This is a genomic window from Stenotrophomonas sp. 71799_Sma, assembly GCF_056482505.1.
Window position 1 is genome coordinate 3392547 of the sequence record NZ_CM151202.1, and the last position, 18934, is coordinate 3411480.

The window sequence follows — 18934 nt, forward strand, 5'->3', positions numbered from 1 at the left end:
CTTTGTACGGATGTGCAGTCGCCTCAGCTGGCGGCTTCACGCACCGCAGCGGACAAGCGGTCCAGCGTCTGCTGCATCAGCGTAGCGTCATCGGCTTCCACGGTGACCCGAACCACCGGCTCGGTACCGGACGGCCGCAGGAACGCGCGGCCACGGCCGGCTACGGCCTGCTGCGCCACGGCCAGCGCGGACTGCACGCTTTCAGACTGCACCGTGGCCTTGGCCGAGACATTGCCCAGACGCACGTTGACGGTCTTCTGCGGCACCCGCACCAGGCCCTTCAGTGCCTGGCGCAGGGTCTGCCCACTGTTGCGCAGCGCGACCAGCACCTGCAGAGCGCTGACGATGCCATCACCGGTGGTGGCCCGGTCCAGGCACAGCAGATGGCCCGACGCTTCCCCACCGAGTACACCGCCGCCTTCGACCAATGCCTGGTGCACGTAGCGGTCACCAACGTTGCTGCGCACGAACGGGATCTGCAGATCGGCGAAAGCTTTCTCCACGCCGTAGTTGCTCATCAGCGTGCCGACCACCGGGCCGCGCAGGCGGCCTTCGTCCTTCCAGGCGCGGGCCAGGATGTACAGCAGGTCGTCACCGTCGACCGGGTTGCCCTGGTCGTCGGCCATCAGCACACGGTCGCCATCACCATCGAACGCGATGCCGAGATCGGCACGGGTCTCGCGGACTTTGGCCGCCAGGTTGTCGATATGGGTGGAACCCACACCGGCGTTGATGTTGACGCCGTTGGGCTCGGCACCGATGCCGATCACCTCGGCCCCCAGTTCGCGGAACAGCAGCGGTGCGATCTGGTAGGTGGCGCCGTGTGCGCAATCCAGCACCAGGCGCACGCCACGCAGGTCGAACGCGCGCGGCACGCTGGCCTTGCAGAACTCGATGTAGCGGCCGACCGCTTCACGCGCACGCGATGCCTTGCCCAGCTTCTCCGATTCGGCGGTGGTGAACGGAACGTCCAGCGCCGCTTCCAGGGCAAGTTCGGTGGCATCGTCGAGCTTCTCGCCCTGGGCCGAGAAGAACTTGATGCCGTTGTCGTAATGCGGGTTGTGCGAGGCGCTGATGACGATGCCGGCGTCCACGCCCAGCGTGCGGGTCAGGAACGCCACCGCCGGGGTCGGCATCGGCCCCAGCAGCTGTACGTCGGCGCCGGCGGCGACCAGGCCGGCTTCCAGTGCCGCTTCGAACATGTAACCGGAAATGCGGGTGTCCTTGCCGATCACCACGATCGGCCGGCGCCCGTCCTGGCCGCGCTGGGCGACCAGGACACGGCCCAGGGCATTGCCCAGGCGCAGCACGAAGTCGGCCGAGATCACGCCCTGGCCGACCCGCCCACGGATGCCATCAGTACCGAAGTACTTGCGGCCTCCCATCAAGCCACCTCCGGCGCCGGCTGACGGCCCAGCATTGCCAGCAGATCGGACAGGCGGTCGCGCATTTCGCGGCGGTCGCAGATCTGGTCGATGGCACCGTGCTCCAACAGGAACTCCGAGCGCTGGAAGCCTTCCGGCAGCTTCTCGCGCACGGTCTGCTCGATCACGCGCGGGCCGGCGAAGCCGATCAGCGCCTGCGGTTCGGCAATGTTGATGTCGCCCAGCATCGCGAACGAGGCCGACACACCACCGGTGGTCGGGTGGGTCAGCACCGAGATGTACGGCAGGCCCGCTTCACGCAGCTTGCCCAGCGCGGCCGAGGTCTTGGCCATCTGCATCAGCGAGAACAGGCCTTCCTGCATGCGCGCACCGCCACTCTGCGAGAAGCACACGTACGGGGCGCCGATCTCGACCGCGGTTTCGGCGGCCAGCGCGAAACGCTCACCCACCACCGAGCCCATCGAGCCACCCATGAAGGCGAAGTCGAACGACGAGGCCACCAGCGCACGGCCCTTGAGCAGGCCGCGCATGGCGATCAGCGCGTCGTACTCGCCGGTGTTCTTCTGCGCGATCTTGATGCGCTCGCTGTACTTCTTCTGGTCCTTGAACTTGAGCAGGTCGGTCGGGCCCAGGCGCGCACCGATCTCGGTGGTACTGTCGGCGTCGAACAGGGCGGCCAGGCGCGCACGTGCGCGGATCGCCATGTGGTGGCCGCACTTCGGGCAGACCTCCAGGTTCTCTTCCAGTTCCGGACGGTACAACGCGCTGCCGCAGTTGCTGCACTTTTCCCACAGGCCCTCGGGGACACTGCGCTTCTTGCTGGGGGTGTTGTCGGTGCGGATGCCGGACGGCATCAACTTGCTGAGCCAACTCATGCGGGAGGACACTTCCGTTCAGGGCGGCCCAAGGGCCGCAAAGGCGGACAGTCTAGCTCCGCTTTCCCCGCCCGTGCACCCCCTTGCCGGACACGGGGCCGCCGGAAAAAACCATGCTGGGACGTACGTTTAGCGCGGCAACGCCGTGCGGGTAGCGCCGGGCCATGCCCGGCGGATGCCCTTGCGCCCCGCACCGCCGGGCATGGCCCGGCGCTACCGTTACTGGTCCAGCGCCTGCCGCAGCGGAGCCAGGAAGGTTCGAGCGCGCTGTGCGGCCTCTTCAGCCGAGCCCGCTTCGGCCAGCGCCGCCACCAGCGCGCTGCCGACCACCACGCCGTCGGCCTGGCGGGCCATCGCCGCAGCACTGTCGGCATCCTTGATGCCGAAGCCGGCCACCACCGGCACCGAAGCACGCGCGCGCAACGCCTGCAGGCGGGCACTGGCGGCATCGCTGTCCAGGCGCTCGGACGCGCCGGTGACACCGGCAAAGCTGACGTAGTAGAGGTAGCCACGGGCCAGCGCCAGCAGCTTGTCGGCGCGCGCTTCGCTGGTAGTCGGCGACGCCAGCAGGACCAGTGCCAGGCCCGCTGCATCGAAGGCCTGCTGCGCTTCGCCGGCTTCTTCCGGCGGCAGGTCGACCAGCAGAACGCCGTCCACACCGGCCTCCACGGCTGCCGTTGCGAAGGCCGCGTAGCCATGGATCTCCACCGGATTCAGGTAGCCCATCAGCACCACCGGCGTCTGAGCGTCACGCTCGCGGAACTGCGCAACGGCCTTCAGCACGTAGCGGCTGCCAGCACCACGCGCCAGCGCGCGCTCGGAGCTGCGCTGGATGGTCGGACCGTCGGCCATCGGGTCGGAGAACGGCACGCCCAGTTCGATCACATCGGCACCGGCATCGACCAGCGCGTGCATGACCGGCACGGTGGCCTCCAGCGAGGGATCACCGGCGGTGATGAAGGGAATCAGCGCCTTGCGCTGCTGCTCGCGCAGTCGCTGGAAACAGGCATCGAGTCGGGAAACAGGCATCTCAGGCACATCCTTCAATCAGTTCAATCGCATCGCTGGTCCCCCAGTACATCTGGATGACCCTCCCTTCAAACAGTTCCACGCGGATGCCAAGGGCCGAGCCCGGGTCCTGCCAGGTGAGGTACTCGCCCTGGTCACCGTCGTAGGCATGCGGGCTGGATACCGGCGGCTTCGGGAACTGGGCCATGGCCTGGGCGCGGGTCATGCCGACACGCAGGCCGAACGGCCCGGGCTGCTGGGTCGGCGCCCCGCTCTCCGGATCCAGGCCGAGATCGAAACGGACGACGCGATCTTCATCGGTCATCATCGACACGCCGGGCGGCAGCCCCTTGCCGTCGTAGTACTCGCAACTGCCGCCGATGGCTTCGACCGCCCCTTGCGCGGTCCACGGCCCGAGTGCCTTCAGATCGGTCATATGCTGGCCGATCAGCACCTCGCCGGCATGGTCCAGCGCCACCGAGGCCACCGCGGGCGCGTCATCGCTGTCCTTATCTTCCACAGACGGCGGATCGTCGATCGGCGTACGCGCCATCGGGTCAAGATCATCGTTGGCGGCCCGCTGCACAGGCTGCGTGGTGGCCTTGGCGGCCGGTGCCAGCACCGGCGGCTCCGGCGGCTGGCACGCGGCCAAGCCCAGCGCCAGCAGCAGCACGCCGCTGTTCCGCAGCCGCGCGCTCACAGCACCAGCCCTTCACGCGCGGCGATGGTGTGCACGTCCTTGTCGCCACGGCCGGACAGATTGCAGAGGACGATCTGGTCACGCGGACGACCGCGCGCCAGCTTGATCGCCTGTGCCAGCGCATGGCTGGATTCCAGCGCCGGCAGAATGCCTTCGGTGTGCGCCAGCAGGTGGAAGGCCTGCAGCGCTTCCTCGTCGGTGATGCCGAGGTAACGTGCGCGGCCGGTATCGGCCAGGAACGCGTGCTCCGGCCCGACACCCGGGTAGTCCAGGCCGGCTGATACCGAGTGGGTCTCGATGATCTGGCCGTCGTCGTCGCACAGCACATAGGTGCGGTTGCCGTGCAGCACGCCCGGCCGACCCGCCGCGATCGATGCAGCGTGGCGCCCGGTGCTGATGCCATCACCGGCAGCTTCGGCGCCGACGATCTCGACCTGACGATCATTGAGGAAGGCATGGAACAGGCCGATGGCATTGCTGCCGCCGCCGACGCAGGCGGTGATCGCATCCGGCAGGCGGCCGTACTCGGCCAGCATCTGCTCGCGTGCTTCGCGGCCGACGATGGCGTTGAAATCGCGCACCATGCGCGGGTACGGATCCGGACCAGCCACGGTGCCGATGATGTAGAAGGTGTCCTGCACGTTGGTCACCCAATCGCGCATCGCTTCGTTGAGCGCGTCCTTCAGGGTGGCCGAGCCGGAGGTGACCGGCACCACCGTCGCACCGAGCAGCTTCATTCGGTAGACGTTGATCTTCTGCCGCTCGATGTCGGTGGCGCCCATGTACACCACGCATTCCAGGCCCAAGCGCGCGGCAACGGTGGCACTGGCCACGCCATGCTGCCCGGCACCGGTCTCGGCGATGATGCGCTTCTTGCCCATCCGCGCGGCCAGCAGCGCCTGGCCGATGGTGTTGTTGATCTTGTGCGCACCGGTGTGGTTCAGGTCCTCGCGCTTGAGCAGGATCTGCGCACCGCCGACATGATCGCTCAGGCGCTGGGCGTGATAGATCGGGCTCGGCCGGCCCACGTAATGGGCCAGGTCGCGGTCGTAAGCGGCCTGGAATGCCGGGTCCTGGCGGGCCTGGTCATAGGCCTGGGCCAGTTCCTGCAGCGGGCCGACCAGGGTTTCGGCAACGAAGCTGCCGCCGTAGCGGCCGAAGTGGCCCTGGGCATCCGGGAAGGCGTGGTAGTCGGCAATGGGGGAGGCAGACATGGAAGCGACCGCTGGTTCGAGACAGGTGGATACTCTAGCGCACGGGTCGTGACCGGAAAATGGATATTATCTGGCGCATATCGTCAGGAAATCTCACATGAGTCGTTCCCTGCTGCCTCCCCTCAATGCGCTGCGTGCGTTCGAGGCCACCGCCCGTCTGGGCGGGGTTGGGCGCGCCGCGCAGGACCTGCATGTCACCCACGGCGCGGTCAGCCGGCAACTGAAGCTGCTGGAGGATCATCTCGGCCTGGCATTGTTCCAGCGTGCCGGCCGCGGGCTGCGCCTGACCGCTGCGGGCACGCGACTGCAGGCCGCGTGCAGCGAGGCGTTCAGCGGCATCGAAGACTGCGTGCGCGAGCTGCGCCGGCCGACGGCGGCCCCAGCACTGGTGCTGGGCTGCAGCGGCAGCGTACTGGCGCGCTGGATGATCCCGCGCCTGCCCGTGCTGCAGGCCGCCCTGCCCGGCGTGCGCCTGCAGTGGTCGGCGCTGGATGGCAGTTTCACCGAAGCACAGGCGGCGCTGGATGCCGTGCTGCTGCTGGCGCAGGGGCCGTGGCCACGGGGCTGGCAGGTGCGTGAGCTGGCGCCGGAACGGGTCGGCGTGGTGGTGGCACCCTCGCATCCGGCCGCGCAGCGCCTGCGGCAGGTACCGCCCTCGGCGCTGCTGCAGGAAACGCTGCTGCACACCAGCTCACGGCCGCAGGCGTGGCCGGCGTGGGCGCAGGCGCACGATCTGGACACCGCGAAGCTGCAGCTGGGCACCGCTTTCGAACATCTGTACTACCTGCTGGAAGCAGCCGTGGCCGGGCTGGGCCCGGCGATCGCACCGGAGCCACTGGTGGCCGAAGATCTGGCAGCAGGCCGGCTGGTCGCACCGTGGGGGTTTACCGCCACCGGCGGCTTCTGGGTGCTGGCGCGGCCGGATGGCCCGGCCGATGCACGGGTGGACGCCCTGGCCGACTGGGCAGCAGCGCAACTGCAATGAGACGAGGCCCCGGGCGGCGTTCACCGCCCGGAGCCGGCAACACAGGCCTCAGCGACCGCCCATCGCGACCCGCTGCTGCTCCTCATGCACCTGCTGCTGGTGCGAAGGATCTGCCAGCAGCTTGGCACTGGTCTGCTCCAGCGACGGCGGCGCCTGGGCCAGGTCGACCGCGGTGCGGAAGCCCGGCGTCGTGCCCATCACGAACGCCTTGCCATCCTGCACCGTGATGCTCTGCAGCTTGTCGGCCGCGTCGATTCCGTTCTGCTTTGCATGCAGGGTGATATTGGCGGCAGCCTCTTCGGAAAACACGCTGGGAAGCTTGCTGCGGACGGCGTTGTGCAGTGCGTGGTCCGGATGCGATGCATCGTTCAGCGACGGCCCCTTCGGTACAGCCGCTGCAGGTTCATGGCCCTGCACACGGCCCGCCGCCAGCGCGGCAGCGGTCTGGCGACCGACAATTCCATCGGCCACCAGCCCCTGCTGTTTCTGCAGCGCGACCACCGCTTCGCGGGTGTGATCACCAAAACGACCATCCTCTGACAACCGATGGCCCTGCGCATCACGCACACCGAGCTGGTTGAGAGTCTGCTGCAACGCCTGCACGTCGGCGCCACGCTGCCCCTGCTTCATCACCTCGCTGGCCGCCGTGTGTGATGCAGCCGGCTGCACGGTGGCGGTTGGCCGGGACAGCGCAGGTTCGCCATTGCCGTGCAGCGGCGCGCGCACCTGGAATTCCGGCTTCGGTGTCAGCGCACCAACGATGCGGGTGCTTCCGCCATCCCAGTACCCGCCCGGCCGGATGGTGACTTCGGCCGGCCCGGTGCTTCCCTGTGAACCGATGAACTGGATGTTTCCCTGCGCGTCGTAGCCTTTGAAAATGCCGACATGCTGGCCCTGCGACGAGGAGAACATCAGGATGTCGCCCTGCTTCAGCGTTCCGTTCGGTTTGCGTGCTTCGGCAGCCGAGGTCACATCGAAATGCTCGCGTGCGTAAGCCGTGGTGTTCGCACCATTGAACAGCGTCGACGTAGTGAACCCCGCAGCGTTCTCGCCACGCACGTCGTAACCCGCGTTCTTCAGGCCGCGCCATACGAACGCCGAGCAATCCACGCCGAAGCGTCCGTCACCATCGAGGTCACGCTCCAGCCGGCTGCTGTCGCGACCCGGGCGCGGATGGTCCGGGCGCCCGTATTCGTACTGGCGGCCTGAGGCCATGAAATGCTGATAGGCCTCGTTGTAGAGCGCGGCACTGCCGACTGCAGCCGCGGCCTGGCCCGCAGCAGGCGCCGCCGCTGAAGGCGTCTGTACCTGCGGTTGGGTCTGGGCCTGCACGGGCGCGGCCGCCGGAGTGCGCGTGGGTGGCTGCTGCGTGGCAACCTCACCCGGCTGCCAGCCCTCGAAACGGCGGATGCCGTCGGCCAGCACTTCACGCTCGCGCACGCTCATCTGGCCGACGGTCTTCGAGCGCAGGTCGACACCCTGGCGATCGCCTTCGGCATAGATGGTGGCCGCCTGCTCCTTGTGGTGGGTGGTGCCGCTGTAATCCTTGGTGGAGTAGCTCGGCAGCATTTCCTCCACGGTCTTGTCGCCGAACCGGCGTTCGAGCAGCTGGATCTTCGCCACCCGGCCGGCTTCATAGCTTTCGAAAACCGCGTTGCCCCATTGGTCGAGATCGACCACGCCCTTGTAGCGCCCCTGCGCCGATTCCAGCGCCTGCTCGCGGGTACGCGGATTGGTCACCGTCTTGTCCGCGCTGTCGGCGAATTCAAACTTGAGATTGCCAGGATTGTTGTTGCGCCACGAGACGCTGCCGCCTGATCGTTCGACGACACTGCCATCGTCCATTTCCAGCGTGCGCGTGGTACCTACGCTGCTGACCAGCCGGGTGATTTTTGGATCCGACATGAGCTGTTCCTTTGCCAGTGGTTGATTGGACCGCTCCCCTGGCGGTGATTACATTCCGTTGGAAAACACGTCGAGCACGTCCGCACTGACCCAGCCCTGTGCGCAGTTCCCGGCGTAACGTCCCGGCGCCGCCGCATGGCAGGCCTCGCCCCCCGTGGTCGCCAGGCCAGTGAGCGGCCTGTCGCCATAGGTGTCACACAACGTGTTGCCCTTGCACTTGCCGACCGTCGCAGCGGGAACCGCAACGACGTAATAGAACAGCGGGTTCTGTCCGGTGCGCCCGATGCCCTGCACGCAGACCAGCTGCCCCTTCGACAGCTTCGCGGTCACGCTGGCCTTGCTGCCGGTGGATGGCACCGTACTCAACGTCTCCACGCCCTTGGCATCGGCTACGCCCGCGAAGAAACCCTGGTCGCCACAGTCCGGCGACAGTTCGACATCGTAGAAATCACCGCTGTCCACATCGCCGGCCGTGCAGCCGCTGCCCGTACTGGCGTTGCTGCATTTCACGCCACTGGCCTGGATCAGCGCCGCCAGGCCGTCGGCTGCCGGTGCTGCCGCCGGAACCGTGGCCGGTGCTGTGGCAGGTGCATCTGCCGGTGCGGCAGCGGCCGGTGCCGATGCGGTCGGGGCGGATGAGTCACCGGCCGCACACGCGCCCAAGGCAAGCAGCAGGCTGGGCACGAGCGTCAGGCGGGCCAGGCGGATACGGCGGGAAGAGAGATGGGGCATATCCATTGCGTCCTCGTTCGAAAGGTAAGGCGTATCTCGAGCGTGCGGCCAGCGACACGCACACGGCATCGCACCCAGCCAAGACAGGCTGGGCGCATTGTGTCCGATCAGATGTTCGGGGGGTGTCGACTTTTTGGCGCTGGAACCTGAATTACCCGAAAGCGTGATACTCATCGCATTCAGGATTCGCCCGCCTTCACGGCACGGCGGAACGCACCGTCGACGATGACATTCCGGGTGACCCCTCAGGTGACGCGGATCACTCCAGAACGGTGCAATCCGCGCGACGCACTTCTTCGACGAAGGTGCGCATCTTGTAGCCGTCCTTGATGCCCGGCTCCAGCTCGATGCCGCTGGACACGTCCACGCCCCACGGCAGCGTCGCCAGCACAGCATCGTAGACGTTCTCAGGGTTCAGGCCACCGGCCAGCAGGAACGGCCGGTGCAACCCGGTCGGAACGCGGCCCCAGTCGAACGCCACGCCGGTGCCGCCACCGCCACCCGGGGCGTGGCTGTCGAACAGGAAGCCGGCAGCGCTGGGGTAGCGCAGCTGCAGGGTGCGGGCGTTGACCTCTTCACGGCCGCCCATGGCGATCGCCTTCAGGTACGGCATGTTGAAGCTGCGGCAGAAGCTTTCGTCTTCCTCACCATGGAACTGCAGCAGGGTCGGACGTACCGTACGCAGCACCTCGCGCACTTCCTCCTTGCTGTTGTTGCGGAACAGCGCCACCACGTCGACCATCGGCGCGATCGCCTGGCGCATCGCGCGGGCCTCGGCCGGTGCAACCCGGCGGCTGCTCTCGCGGGCAAAGATGAAACCCACTGCGTCCACGCCCAGCTCACCGGCCAGGCGGACGTCGCCGGCACGGGTCATTCCACAGAACTTGATGCGCGTACGGTAGTAGGAACGGCTCATAGCGTGACCTCGGCGGGCAGATGCCAGTTGTCGGGGTACAGGGGCCCAAGGAACACCAGGCCCTGCGGCGGTGCGGTGGGACCAGCTACGGTGCGGTCGCGCCCGGCCAGCATTTCGGCGATCCATTCCACCGGTTTTTCGCCGCTGCCCACCAGGATCAACGATCCGACGATATTGCGGACCATGTGATGAAGAAATGCATTGCCACGTACTGCGACTTCGATCACTTCGCCATGACGGCTGACCTGCAGCGACTGCAGTTCACGCCGCGCATGCAGCGCCTGGCACTGCACCGAACGGAACGCGCTGAAGTCATTCTCACCAAGCAATGCCTGGCCGGCGGCGTGCATCAGGGTCTCGTCCAGCGCACGGCGCTCCCAGCTCAGGGTCTGCCGGTCCAGCGCCGGCCGTACCTCGCGGTTGAGCAGCCGATAGCGATAGCGGCGCGCACGCGCGGAGAAGCGGGCGTGGAAATCATCGGCCACCGGCACGCACCAGCGCACCGCGATCGAGCGCGGCAGGCGGGTGGTGGTGCCGAGCATCCAGGCGCGCGGATCGCGCACCACGTCGGTATCGAAATGCACGACCTGGCACTGGCCATGCACCCCGGCATCGGTGCGGCCGGCGCAGACCACCTGCAGCGGCGCATCAGCCACCGATGACAGGGCCTGCTCGAGGCTGGCCTGCACGCTGGGACCACCCTCGCCCAGGTTCTGCCAGCCCCTGAAATCGCTGCCGTCGTACTCGACGCCAAGCGCATAACGCATGTGCTACCTCGATGTTGCGGATGGGGCGGCGCTCAGGCCGGATCGCGTTCGGACCAGACCGCCAGTTCGTTGCCACCGGGCTCGACGAACTGGAAGCGGCTGCCACCGGGGAAGGAAAACACCGCGCGCACGATCTCGCCGCCGGCGTCGCGCACGGCGGCCTCGACCGGTGCCAGTGCGTCGGCATACAGCACCAGCAGCGGTGCACCGCTGTCGCTGGCCCGCTGCGGCTGGCCACGGAAGAAGCCGCCCTGCAGGCGGCCATCGTCGAACGCCGTGTAGTCGCTGCCGTAGTCGACGAACGACCAGCCGAACACCTTCTCGAAGAAAGCACGGCTGGCAGCCGGGTCGCTGGACGCGAATTCAACGTAGTCGATGCGGCGTTCGCGGCTCATGGCAAGGTCCTTGTCGGCAGATTCGGTCACGGCAGGCGGGCCAGCAGTTCGCGGGCCTGGGCCTGGCTGTGCAGGTCACCGCCTTCGGCGACTTCCAGCAACAGGGTGCGCGCCGTCTGCGCGTCGCCCAGATCGAGGTAGGCAATGGCCAGTTCCAGGCGCTCCTGGCCGGCACGTGGCGACCAGCCGGCGTCGTCGGCAGGCACGGCCGCGCTCGACGCGATGTCGTCGGAATGAGAGGCCTCGATGCTGCCATGGTCGATGCCGTCGACGGCTTCGGGATGAGCGGCATCCGCCGGCGCCTCGTTGTCATGCGCGTCGGCCGGCAGATCGAACACGCCGCGGAACTGCGGCTGCTGTTCGGCATGCAGTGCGTAGTCCGGCACCGCCACGTCGGCCGGCGCCTGCGGTACAACGCGTTCGTCCTGCAGCGGCGCGGCGACGACAACCTCGTCGGCGGTGGTTGCGGAATCGTCCCAGCGCGGCAGATCGGTCACCGCTTCGGGCAAGGCCACCGCGTCCTCGTCGCGCAGCGTGTCGGCCTGCCAGTCGGCCCGTACCGCGTGCTCGGCGACGGGTTCGGCGACCACTACGTCGTGCACTTCGGTTTCGGTCGCCCAGTCGGGCATCGCCGGTTCCTGGCGGCCGTTGCCGGCAACAGCCGATGACCACGAGGACTGCTCGGCCAGCGTATCCAGCGCCGCACCCGCCGGCACCGCTGCGGCCAGGCCGGCGGCATCGTCTTCCTCACGCAGCGGCGGCAGCGGCGACGGCTTGCGACGACGCAGCAGCCAGGCGGCGCCCGCCGCCAGCAGCAGCACCGGCAGCCCCAGCCAGTACCACGGCGTTGCCGCATCGCGGGCATCCGGTGCCTGCGTCAGGCGCTGCTGCGCGGCGGCCAGGTCGTTGTCCTTCATCGCGATCAGCGACTGCTGCTGTTCCTTGAGCTTTTCAAGGTCGGCCACGCGCTGCTTCAGCTCGCCGATCTCGGCATCGCGGGTGGCGATGTCCTCACGCGCCTGGCGCAGTTGTTCGTTGCCCAGCATGTCACCCTCGCTGCCGGCAGCGGTGCCGGTGGTTGTGCCCGCGTGCGCGGCGTCGGACGCCAGCGCCGGAGCGATCTCAAGTCGTGCCCCATTGGCCGCAGCCGGGGAAGAAGCGTTCGTGGCTGCCGCCCTGGCAACCGGTGCGGCCATGCCCACCGGTTGCGGCACGGTACGTGCCTGCCGCCATTGCGCGGCATGCTCGCGCACGAGCGTCGCCGCTTCGGCAGCGTCGACCGCAGCAAGCGCATCACTGCCGGGCATGCGCAGCACCGCACCCTGCTTGAGCAGGTTGACGTTGCCGCGGATGAAGGCTTCGGGATTGGCACGCAGCAGGGCGATCATCGCGCGGTCGCGACTGACCTGGTTGCCACGTGCCACCGCACTGGCGATCTGCGACAGGGTCTGCCCGCGCTGCACGGTGATGCTGCCATCGGCCGCCGGTGCAGCAACTGGCGCGGAGGCCGCACGCGGGCGTGCCGGTGCTGGCGCCACCGCTGGTGGCGGCGTCGTGGGCGTCTCTGCTGCTGGCACCGAAGCCGGTGCAGGTTCGCGCACGATGGTATTGGAGAGCGTACCGGCCGGCGCGACGATTTCCGGCTCGGCCACGGCCAACGCACTGGGTGGCGCATCGACCAGTGCCGAGTACTCACGCACCAGGCGGCCCTGGCCCCAGTCGGCTTCGATCAGGAAGCTGAGCGACGGCGTCTCCACCGGCGCCTGCGAGGTGACGCGCACCACCGCCCTGCCCTGCGTGTCGCGGGTCAGTTCGAACTGCAGTTCACTGACCAGTCCGGTTGGCCGCTGCAGGCCGACACGTTCGAAGGTGACCGGTGAGGCCAGCGCCACGCGCAGGTTTTCCAGTTCGGACGGGTCCGCCGAGACCACCGGGATTTCGGCCAGCAGGGGCTGGCCCGGCTTGGACAGGACCCGGATGTCGCCCAACCCCAGGGCAAGCGCCGAACTGCTGGCCAGGGCGAGCAGTGCGGCGGACAGATAGGTGAGCGGGCGCTTTGCGCCCTTGGCCCGTTTATTCATGGGCGACACTATAAAGCGTGCGGACCGGGGTCCGCACCCACCGATGGGAGACCTTCGGTAGTGCCGGCAGCTGGCCGGCATACACGCACGCCCCCATCACGGCAATGCCGGCCAGCGGCCGGCACTACCGATGAGGCAACCGCTGTGATCAGCGCTGCTCGGCGGCGACCAGCTCGGCCAGCTGCACGGCATTCAACGCCGCGCCCTTGCGCACGTTGTCCGACACGATCCACAGGTTCAGGCCGCGCGGGTGCGACAGGTCCTCGCGGATGCGGCCGACGTACACCGCGTCGGTGCCCGACGCATGCGTGACCGGGGTCGGGTAGCCGCCAGCCTCGTGGCGATCCACCACTTCGATGCCCGGCGACTGCTCCAGCAGCGCGCGTGCTTCGGCCACGGTGACCTTGTCGCGGGTCTCGATCGCGACCGACTCGGAGTGGCCGTAGAACACCGGCACACGCACTGCAGTCGGGTTCACCAGGATGCTGTCGTCACCGAGGATCTTGCGGGTCTCCCAGATCAGCTTCATCTCTTCCTTGGTGAAGCCATTGTCCTGGAAGTCGTCGATGTGCGGGATCAGGTTGAAGGCGATCTGCACCGGGAAGCGCTGCGGATCGATTTCCTGGAAACTCAGCAGCTGGCCGGTCTGCTTGCCCAGCTCCTCGGTTGCCGAACGGCCACCGCCGGACACCGACTGGTAAGTGGAGACGTTGATGCGCTCGATGCCGTACTTGCGATGCAGCGGCGCCAGCGCCACCAGCATCTGCATGGTCGAGCAGTTCGGGTTGGCGATGATGCCGCGCGGACGGTTGGCGACCTGCTCCGGGTTGACCTCGGACACCACCAGCGGCACGTCATCGTCGTAACGGAAGGCCGAGGAGTTGTCGATCACCACCGCACCCGCTGCGGCGAACTTCGGTGCATATTCCTTCGACACGCTGCCGCCGGCCGAGAACAGGGCGATCTCGACGCCGCTCGGATCGAAGGTGGCCAGGTCCTGGACCTTGACCTTCTGGCCGTTGAACTCGATCTCGCCGCCGGCCGAACGCTCGGAGGCGAGGACGCTCAGGGTACCGACCGGGAAATCACGTTCGGCCAGGATCGACAACATGGTCTCGCCGACCGCACCGGTGGCACCGACGACGGCGACGTGGAAACTGCGCTGTGCATTGCTCATGGGGGAAACTCTCACGAAAACGGGGATGGGGAAAAAAACACGCACGACAGCTGGGTTCGGGGAACCTCCTCAAGCGGGGCGCGCGGAGGTTCCCTATCGTTTCCCGGTTTTTTTGCCCAGAGTCACGCGCGCGGCCATCGCCGCGTCAGCGTTGATCGCGCTCGGCATGCGCGATGGGCCGCCGTCCAGGCCGAGCCCGGCAACCAGATTATCCGCGGCCAGCTGTACCATCGCCGTGCGCGTGGCCAGCGAGGCGCTGCCGATGTGCGGAGTGAGCACGACGTTGCGCAGCGCCAGCAGTTCGGGGCGTACCTTTGGCTCGCCTTCGTACACATCCAGACCCGCTGCAGCAAGGCGGCCGTTGGCCAGCGCATCGGCCAGCGCGATCTCATCGACCAGGCCACCGCGGGCGATGTTCACCAGCGTCGCCGACGGCTTCATCTTCGCCAGCGCGGCGGCATCGATCAGGTGGTGCGAGGCCGGGGTATACGGCAGCACCAGCAGCAGGTGATCGGACTGCGCCAGCAGCGTGTCCAGGTCAACGTAACGGGCCGCCACCTCCGCTTCGGTCGCGGCCGGAAGCTGCGAACGGTTGTGGTAAAGCACCTTCATGCCGAAACCATGCGCGCCGCGACGGGCGATGCCCTGGCCGATGCGGCCCATGCCGAGGATACCCAGCGTGCTGCCGTGGATGTCGGCACCGAGCATGGTCTGGAACGACCACTGCTGCCACTGGCCTTCGCGCAGCCAGCGCTCGGATTCAGTGATGCGGCGCGCGGTGGCCATCAACAGAGCGAAACCGAGATCGGCGGTGGTTTCAGTCAGGACGTCCGGGGTATTGCTGGCGAGGATGCCGGCCGCGCTGAGCGCGTCGACGTCCAGGTTGTTGTAGCCCACCCCGACATTGGCGATCACCTGCAGCTGCGCGGCGCCGGACACCTGGGCCGCACCGATGCGCTCGTTGAGGGTGATGATGGCGCCGTCGGCGCTGGCCAGCTGTTCGGCGATCTGGTCGGGCGACCACGCGGTGACGGTGTCGGTGCTGCGCAGCTGCACTCGATCGCGCAGCGGCGCGATGGCCGCGTCGATCAGCGGCTGGCTCACCCACACGGTCGGCCGCGTGTCAGCCATCGATCTGCCCGGGAATACGCGGGGTGATCGTGCCAACATCGCCGCACTGCGCGCGATGACGCAGCGCCTGGTCCATCAGCACCATCGCCACCATCGCCTCGGCGATCGGGGTGGCGCGGATACCGACGCAGGGATCGTGGCGACCGGTGGTGACGACCTCCACCACGTTGCCGGCCGTGTCCAGCGACGGGCCGGGCAGGCGCAGGCTGGAAGTCGGCTTGAGCACGATCGAGGCGACCACCGGCTGGCCGGTGGAAATGCCACCGAGGATGCCGCCGGCATGGTTGCTGGCGAAGCCCTGCGGGGTCAGCAGGTCGCGGTGTTCGGTGCCCTTCTGTGCGGCGCTGGCGAAACCGTCGCCGATCTCAACGCCCTTCACCGCGTTGATGCTCATCAGCGCGGCAGCCAGTTCGCCATCGAGCTTGCCGTAGATCGGCTCGCCCCAGCCTGGCGGCACGTTGTCGGCCACCACGTCCACGCGCGCACCGACCGAATCACCGGACTTGCGCAGCGCATCCATGTACGCCTCCAGTTCCGGCACCTGTGCGGCGTGCGGCCAGAAGAGGGGATTGTCTTCCACCGCCGACCAGTCGAAACCGGCCGGGGTGATGTCGCCGAGCTGCGACAGGTAGCCGCGCACGGTCACGCCGAAGCGCTCGGCCAGCCATTTCTTGGCGACTACGCCGGCGGCCACGCGCATGGTGGTCTCGCGCGCGGAAGAACGGCCGCCACCGCGCGGGTCGCGGATGCCGTACTTGTGCCAGTAGCTGTAGTCGGCATGGCCCGGCCGGAACTGCTGGCCGATGTTGGCGTAGTCCTTGCTGCGCTGGTCGGTGTTGCGGATCAGCAGGGCGATCGGCGTGCCGGTGGTCAGGCCCTCGTACACGCCGGACAGGATCTCGACCTCGTCCGCCTCGCGGCGCGCTGAGGTGTGCCGGCTCTTGCCGGTAGCGCGACGCTGCAGGTCGTGGGCGAATTCGGCCGCGTCCAGCGCCAGCCCCGGAGGGCAGCCATCGATCACGCAGCCGATGGCCGGCCCGTGCGACTCGCCGAACGTGGTGACGGTGAACAGCTTGCCGAACGAATTGGAGCTCACGGGCGCTGCGCCGCCAGCTCGGTGATGCGCGCGCTGTGGGCGATCAGCTCGCGGCATTCGACCGCGAAGATGCCCATCTGGCCGACCTTGAATTCGATCCAGGCGAAGTCGACTTCCGGCAGCAGCTTGATCAGGTGCTGCTCGGACTCGCCCACTTCACAGATCAGCAGGCCGTCCTCGCTCAGGTGCAGCGGGGCATCGCGCAGGATCTTCAGCACCAGGTCCAGGCCGTCGTCACCGGCACGCAGGCCCATCTCCGGCTCGTAGGAGTATTCCTGCGGCAGGGCATCGGTCTCGTCGTTGGTGACGTACGGGGGGTTGGTGACGATCAGGTCGTAGTGGCGACCGGTCAGGCCGTTGAACAGGTCCGACTTGAGCAGGGTCACGTTGTGCGCCTGCAGGCGTTCCTTGTTTTCCTCGGCCAGCGACAGCGCGTCGTCGCTCAGGTCGACACCGTCCACTTCCCAGTTCGGGTAATAGTGGCCCATGGCGATGGCGATGCAGCCCGAACCGGTGCACAGGTCCAGCGCACGGCTGACATCGCGGCCGGCCAACCACGGCTCGAAGCCGCACTCGATCAGTTCAGCGATCGGCGAGCGCGGCACCAGGGCGCGCTTGTCGCTCTTGAAGCTCAGACCGGCGAACCAGGCCTCGCCGGTCAGGTAGGCGGCCGGGATGCGTTCGTCGATGCGGCGCTGGAACAGTTCCAGCACACGCACCTTCTCTTCCTGCAGCAGGCGCGCCTGGCCGTAGGCCGGGCCGAGGTCGTGCGGCAGGTGCAGGCTGTGCAGCACCAGCTGGGTGGCCTCGTCCAGCGCGTTGTCGTAGCTGTGCCCGAAGGTCAGTCCGGCTTCGTTGAAACGGCTGGTGCCGTAGCGGATCAGATCGATGATCGTGTGGAGTTCGGCGGCCGTTTCAGCGGTCATGGCGGTACTGCGGGCAAAGTGGCCCCCGATTATAGGGGCTGACGCCCGCGGCGGCATCCGTTGCGGCAGAAACGATCGGGCCGCAGCCGGTATGATGGAGCCCACTTCGCGCGGGGGCTCCCATGTTCAATCGCAACGCCGGCATCATCCTGCTGATCGCCCTGGCGGCGGGTCTCGGCCTGCTGGCCGCCCAGCAGGTGTTCGCGCCGAAGCCGCCGGCCAATGCCCCGGCCACCGAAGCGATCACCCTGTACCCGCAGCCGCGCGAACTGCCCGATTTCAATCTGGCCCAGTCCGACGGTACCCGCCTGATTCCGGGCGAACTGAAGGGTCACTGGACCCTGGTGTTCCTGGGCTTCACCTTCTGCCCGGACGTCTGCCCGACCACCCTGGCCGAGCTGGCCGGCGCGCAGAACCAGTGGGAGGCCCTGCCCGACAGCCTGCGCCCGCGCGTGCTGTTCATCTCGGTCGACCCGGACCGTGACAGCGCCACCCGCCTCGGCGAGTACGTGCACGGCTTCCACAAGGACACCCTGGCCGCCACCGCCGACGTTCCCTCGCTGGAGCGCTTCGCCACCTCGCTGGGCTTCGTGTTCCAGAAGGTGCCGGGCAAGCACTTCGACGAGAATCCCGAGGATTACACCGTCGAGCATTCGGCCAGCCTGGCCGTGCTCGACCCGCAGGGCCGCCTTGCCGGCCTGGTGCGCCCCCCGTTCAACGCGCCGGCCATTGCCCGCGACCTGCAGAAGCTGACCGAGAAAACCGCCCCATGAGCCTCACCACCGCCCTGACGTACGCCCTGCCCCACCGCCTGCTGTCCTCGATGGCGCGTTCGCTGGCGTACTCGGACGATCCGCGCGTCTCGCGCTGGCTGATCGACACGGTCACCCGCAAGTTCAACGTCAATCTGGACGAAGCGGCCAACCCGGACCCGCGCAGCTATGCCACCTTCAACCAGTTCTTCACCCGTGCGCTGAAGCCGGGTGCGCGCGTGGCTGACGCCGATCCGCGCAGCCTGGTGATGCCGGCCGACGGCCGCATCAGCCAGCTCGGCAGGATCGAGGCCGGCCGCATCTTCCAGGCCAAGGGCCAGTCGTTCACCGCCGCCGAACTGCTGGGCAGTGACGAGGACGCCAAGCCGTACAACGAAGGCCTGTACGCCACCGTGTACCTGTCGCCGCGCGACTACCACCGCGTGCACATGCCGTGGACCGGCACCCTGCGCGAAACCGTGCACGTGCCCGGCCGCCTGTTCAGCGTCGGCCCGGCCGCCGTCAACGGCGTGCCGCGCCTGTTCGCGCGCAACGAGCGCCTGGTCTGCCATTTCGACACCAGCTTCGGCCCGATGGTCAGCGTGATGGTCGGTGCGCTGCTGGTGTCCGGTGTGGAAACCGTGTGGAGCGGCGAAGAAATTCCGGCCTACGGTGACCGCATCACCCGCAAGGACTACCGCGGCCAGGGCATCCAGCTGGAGCGCTTCGCCGAGATGGCGCGCTTCAACTACGGCTCGACCGTGATCGTGCTGCTGCCGCCGGGCGTAGCCGAGTTCGCCCCGCAGCTGGGCGCCGAAAGCCCGGTGCAGCTGGGCCAGGCGCTGGCGAAGCTGCGCTGAGGCTTCGGTAGTGCCGGCCGCTGGCCGGC

The 18934-nt window shown here is 67.9% G+C and carries 18 protein-coding genes; 3 read left to right on the forward strand and 15 right to left on the reverse strand.

What is annotated here, in order from left to right; translation table 11 throughout:
• Positions 1-23 precede the first annotated feature (23 nt).
• From glmM to trpB, 5 genes are all read right to left on the reverse strand, one after another.
• A complete protein-coding gene (gene glmM / locus ACZK4Z_RS15885) occupies positions 24-1385 on the reverse strand; it encodes a phosphoglucosamine mutase (protein ID WP_032128253.1) in 1362 nt (453 codons plus the stop codon).
• On the reverse strand, positions 1385-2260 hold the full coding sequence (gene accD / locus ACZK4Z_RS15890) for an acetyl-CoA carboxylase, carboxyltransferase subunit beta (RefSeq protein WP_005410473.1): 876 nt from the start codon (positions 2258-2260) through the stop codon (positions 1385-1387). Before accD ends, glmM begins: the two co-directional genes overlap by 1 nt.
• A gap of 219 nt (positions 2261-2479) precedes the next feature.
• Positions 2480-3289 (reverse strand): tryptophan synthase subunit alpha, encoded by an 810-nt coding sequence (trpA, locus tag ACZK4Z_RS15895; protein ID WP_197617189.1) that lies wholly within the window; start codon positions 3287-3289, stop codon positions 2480-2482.
• 1 nt (position 3290) lies between these two features.
• Positions 3291-3968, reverse strand: a complete 678-nt coding sequence (locus tag ACZK4Z_RS15900; RefSeq protein WP_125895658.1) for a hypothetical protein — start codon at positions 3966-3968, stop codon at positions 3291-3293.
• On the reverse strand, positions 3965-5182 hold the full coding sequence (trpB, locus tag ACZK4Z_RS15905) for a tryptophan synthase subunit beta (protein WP_132810543.1): 1218 nt from the start codon (positions 5180-5182) through the stop codon (positions 3965-3967). Before trpB ends, ACZK4Z_RS15900 begins: the two co-directional genes overlap by 4 nt.
• A 97-nt stretch (positions 5183-5279) precedes the next feature.
• Here trpB and ACZK4Z_RS15910 point away from each other — a divergent pair, with 97 nt between their 5' ends.
• Positions 5280-6167 carry a LysR family transcriptional regulator gene (locus ACZK4Z_RS15910; protein ID WP_032128249.1) on the forward strand — a complete coding sequence of 296 codons (888 nt, stop codon included), beginning with the start codon at positions 5280-5282 and terminating at the stop codon, positions 6165-6167.
• 48 nt (positions 6168-6215) lie between these two features.
• On the opposite strand, the gene ACZK4Z_RS15915 is transcribed toward ACZK4Z_RS15910, so the two are convergent.
• The 10 genes from ACZK4Z_RS15915 to prmB all read right to left on the reverse strand — a co-directional run bounded on the left by ACZK4Z_RS15915 (position 6216) and on the right by prmB (position 17293).
• Positions 6216-8072, reverse strand: a complete 1857-nt coding sequence (locus tag ACZK4Z_RS15915; RefSeq protein ID WP_478450906.1) for a C40 family peptidase — start codon at positions 8070-8072, stop codon at positions 6216-6218.
• A gap of 48 nt (positions 8073-8120) precedes the next feature.
• Positions 8121-8810: a hypothetical protein gene (locus tag ACZK4Z_RS15920; protein ID WP_478450907.1), complete on the reverse strand. Its 690-nt coding sequence runs from the start codon at positions 8808-8810 to the stop codon at positions 8121-8123.
• Positions 8811-9063: 253 nt separating this feature from the next.
• Positions 9064-9720, reverse strand: a complete 657-nt coding sequence (locus ACZK4Z_RS15925) for a phosphoribosylanthranilate isomerase (protein WP_019660598.1) — start codon at positions 9718-9720, stop codon at positions 9064-9066.
• A complete protein-coding gene (gene truA / locus ACZK4Z_RS15930; protein WP_478450908.1) occupies positions 9717-10487 on the reverse strand; it encodes a tRNA pseudouridine(38-40) synthase TruA in 771 nt (256 codons plus the stop codon). Before truA ends, ACZK4Z_RS15925 begins: the two co-directional genes overlap by 4 nt.
• Before the next feature lie 32 nt (positions 10488-10519).
• Complete coding sequence (locus ACZK4Z_RS15935; protein ID WP_032128247.1) at positions 10520-10882, reverse strand: VOC family protein; 363 nt, start codon at positions 10880-10882, stop codon at positions 10520-10522.
• Positions 10883-10908: 26 nt separating this feature from the next.
• A complete protein-coding gene (locus ACZK4Z_RS15940) occupies positions 10909-12963 on the reverse strand; it encodes a FimV/HubP family polar landmark protein (RefSeq protein WP_180836625.1) in 2055 nt (684 codons plus the stop codon).
• A gap of 148 nt (positions 12964-13111) precedes the next feature.
• Positions 13112-14140: an aspartate-semialdehyde dehydrogenase gene (locus ACZK4Z_RS15945; protein WP_012511725.1), complete on the reverse strand. Its 1029-nt coding sequence runs from the start codon at positions 14138-14140 to the stop codon at positions 13112-13114.
• 93 nt (positions 14141-14233) lie between these two features.
• Complete coding sequence (locus ACZK4Z_RS15950) at positions 14234-15271, reverse strand: 2-hydroxyacid dehydrogenase (protein WP_478450909.1); 1038 nt, start codon at positions 15269-15271, stop codon at positions 14234-14236.
• Entirely contained in the window at positions 15264-16367 is a 1104-nt protein-coding gene (gene aroC / locus ACZK4Z_RS15955; protein ID WP_346486248.1) for a chorismate synthase, read from the reverse strand. Before aroC ends, ACZK4Z_RS15950 begins: the two co-directional genes overlap by 8 nt.
• The gene (prmB, locus tag ACZK4Z_RS15960; protein ID WP_032128243.1) at positions 16364-17293 is read right to left on the reverse strand and encodes a 50S ribosomal protein L3 N(5)-glutamine methyltransferase; all 930 of its coding nucleotides are present in this window, start codon (positions 17291-17293) and stop codon (positions 16364-16366) included. Before prmB ends, aroC begins: the two co-directional genes overlap by 4 nt.
• 122 nt (positions 17294-17415) lie before the next feature.
• Between prmB and ACZK4Z_RS15965 the strand changes: the two genes are divergently transcribed.
• Both ACZK4Z_RS15965 and asd read left to right on the forward strand, forming a co-directional pair.
• Positions 17416-18066, forward strand: a complete 651-nt coding sequence (locus ACZK4Z_RS15965; RefSeq protein ID WP_006381470.1) for an SCO family protein — start codon at positions 17416-17418, stop codon at positions 18064-18066.
• Entirely contained in the window at positions 18063-18905 is an 843-nt protein-coding gene (asd, locus tag ACZK4Z_RS15970) for an archaetidylserine decarboxylase (protein ID WP_125895651.1), read from the forward strand. The genes ACZK4Z_RS15965 and asd overlap by 4 nt, the downstream gene beginning before the upstream one ends.
• Positions 18906-18934 lie beyond the last annotated feature (29 nt).

Coding starts and splice junctions, on each gene's coding strand:
- glmM (WP_032128253.1), bottom strand. CDS start 1,385: ATGGGAGGCCGCAAGTACTTCGGTACTGATGGCATCCGTGGGCGGGTC.
- accD (WP_005410473.1), bottom strand. CDS start 2,260: ATGAGTTGGCTCAGCAAGTTGATGCCGTCCGGCATCCGCACCGACAAC.
- trpA (WP_197617189.1), bottom strand. CDS start 3,289: ATGCCTGTTTCCCGACTCGATGCCTGTTTCCAGCGACTGCGCGAGCAG.
- trpB (WP_132810543.1), bottom strand. CDS start 5,182: ATGTCTGCCTCCCCCATTGCCGACTACCACGCCTTCCCGGATGCCCAG.
- ACZK4Z_RS15910 (WP_032128249.1), top strand. CDS start 5,280: ATGAGTCGTTCCCTGCTGCCTCCCCTCAATGCGCTGCGTGCGTTCGAG.
- ACZK4Z_RS15915 (WP_478450906.1), bottom strand. CDS start 8,072: ATGTCGGATCCAAAAATCACCCGGCTGGTCAGCAGCGTAGGTACCACG.
- ACZK4Z_RS15920 (WP_478450907.1), bottom strand. CDS start 8,810: ATGGATATGCCCCATCTCTCTTCCCGCCGTATCCGCCTGGCCCGCCTG.
- ACZK4Z_RS15925 (WP_019660598.1), bottom strand. CDS start 9,720: ATGAGCCGTTCCTACTACCGTACGCGCATCAAGTTCTGTGGAATGACC.
- truA (WP_478450908.1), bottom strand. CDS start 10,487: ATGCGTTATGCGCTTGGCGTCGAGTACGACGGCAGCGATTTCAGGGGC.
- ACZK4Z_RS15935 (WP_032128247.1), bottom strand. CDS start 10,882: ATGAGCCGCGAACGCCGCATCGACTACGTTGAATTCGCGTCCAGCGAC.
- ACZK4Z_RS15940 (WP_180836625.1), bottom strand. CDS start 12,963: ATGAATAAACGGGCCAAGGGCGCAAAGCGCCCGCTCACCTATCTGTCC.
- ACZK4Z_RS15945 (WP_012511725.1), bottom strand. CDS start 14,140: ATGAGCAATGCACAGCGCAGTTTCCACGTCGCCGTCGTCGGTGCCACC.
- ACZK4Z_RS15950 (WP_478450909.1), bottom strand. CDS start 15,271: ATGGCTGACACGCGGCCGACCGTGTGGGTGAGCCAGCCGCTGATCGAC.
- prmB (WP_032128243.1), bottom strand. CDS start 17,293: ATGACCGCTGAAACGGCCGCCGAACTCCACACGATCATCGATCTGATC.
- ACZK4Z_RS15965 (WP_006381470.1), top strand. CDS start 17,416: ATGTTCAATCGCAACGCCGGCATCATCCTGCTGATCGCCCTGGCGGCG.
- asd (WP_125895651.1), top strand. CDS start 18,063: ATGAGCCTCACCACCGCCCTGACGTACGCCCTGCCCCACCGCCTGCTG.